The sequence below is a fragment of the Spartinivicinus poritis genome (genome assembly GCF_028858535.1).
Lineage (GTDB): Bacteria > Pseudomonadota > Gammaproteobacteria > Pseudomonadales > Zooshikellaceae > Spartinivicinus > Spartinivicinus poritis.
On the sequence record NZ_JAPMOU010000151.1, the window covers coordinates 1 to 1,471 of the forward strand.

Sequence of the window (1,471 nt, forward strand, 5' to 3'; positions counted from 1 at the left end):
AAAACGTCGTGGTAAAGGGTTATTAAGTGATTTAGTAGGGCTATTAATATAGCCCCCAGGAATCTATATTGAGCCTTTACTGGCTCAATATGGATTCCTGGGGGACTATGCTAACAGATAAAAAACTGTATACTCGAGTGCTCATAATGGACTATGAATGAGTCGTTTATAAAAAATGATCAATATTAAACAACTGGTGAGTGATGAGTATTGTTATCAGCTTATACGTCAACGTCGTTGGCCAGAAGGCATTTGTTGCCCTTATTGCCAATCCAAAGGCGTTAAAAGTCATGGTTATCATGCTACTCAAAAAGCTTGCAAACGCTATCACTGCCAGAGCTGTAAAAATCGATTTGATGACTTAATATTCACTGTATTTGCGGGACACCATCAGCCATTAAAAGTTTGGATACTCTGCATGTATTTTATGGGGCTAGTTAAGCGTGGTGGACAGTTGATTATTCGAATGCTGGAGAATGTAAAGCAGAAAACTATATCCCCTATTATCAAGCAATTGATTAATCCAGGTACCTTAATTTATACTGATGAATACAATAGCTATAGCAGATTGCCAGCCTGGGGTTATCAACATAAAACGGTTTGTCATGGGAAGGGTGAATATGCTCGGGATGAAGATGGTGATGGTTTTCATGAAGTTCATGTCAACACCATAGAAGGCTGCTGGTCACTTCTGAGGTCTTGGTTTAGCCCACATCGTGGTATATCACAAGAGAAATTACCTTATTATTTAGCGTTGTTTGAGCTTGTATATAATTTAAAACGTCGTGGCAAGGGGTTATTAAATGATTTAGTAGGACTATTAGTCTAGCCCCCAGGAATCCATATTGAGCCAATTTTAATTGTCCTGAATCAAATAAAAGACTGATAATTTTTAAGGTATTTTCTGGTATATAAATAATACCAATTGTATTGTCTAGATAAACGGACATTTTTTAGTATTGAAAGAAAAACTGATTGCTTGTACGCTTTCACACTGTTGGTCCAGTAAGTCAGAAGCTATTGTTGTCTTTAAAAGGAAGCTATTTAAATAGGCTACTGGACTTTCTCTAATAGATAGCAGTATATCATTAACAGCTTGTAAAATTAGCTTGCTAATGTAGGTATAAAAAACACAAGGAAATGTTTAAAATGAAGACTTTTACAGTAAGTTTGGTAGTATCTGGATTACTACTTGGTAGCGGTATGACCAATGTAGTTAATGCTGGAGTAAAAACGTCAGTAGTCGCTGAGTATAACGTTGGCCCAAGCTACCCCAACTTTTCTGGTTCATCAGCTACTCTTATTCAAAGAAAAAACGATGAAGGTAACATTGTTGAGTTTAGGGCTATTGTTAAAAGGGGTAACACAGCTTATATCAAGTTTGGCTCAATATGGATTCCTGGGGGCTATATTAATAGCCCTACTAAATCACTTAATAACCCTTTACCACGACGTTTTAAATTATACACAA

Annotated in this window: 3 protein-coding genes; 2 read left to right on the forward strand and 1 reads right to left on the reverse strand. The window is 36.5% G+C overall.

What is annotated here, in order from left to right; genetic code table 11:
- The first annotated feature begins 175 nt into the window (after window positions 1–175).
- The gene (locus ORQ98_RS29435) at window positions 176–829 is read left to right on the forward strand and encodes an IS1595 family transposase (RefSeq protein ID WP_274692394.1); all 654 of its coding nucleotides are present in this window, start codon (window positions 176–178) and stop codon (window positions 827–829) included.
- 105 nt (window positions 830–934) lie between these two features.
- On the opposite strand, the gene ORQ98_RS29810 is transcribed toward ORQ98_RS29435, so the two are convergent.
- Window positions 935–1,117, reverse strand: a complete 183-nt coding sequence (locus tag ORQ98_RS29810) for a hypothetical protein (RefSeq protein WP_425347739.1) — start codon at window positions 1,115–1,117, stop codon at window positions 935–937.
- A gap of 32 nt (window positions 1,118–1,149) precedes the next feature.
- Between ORQ98_RS29810 and ORQ98_RS29440 the strand changes: the two genes are divergently transcribed.
- Window positions 1,150–1,471, forward strand: a 322-nt coding sequence (locus tag ORQ98_RS29440; RefSeq protein WP_274692395.1) for a hypothetical protein, incomplete at its 3' end; no start/stop codon positions are given.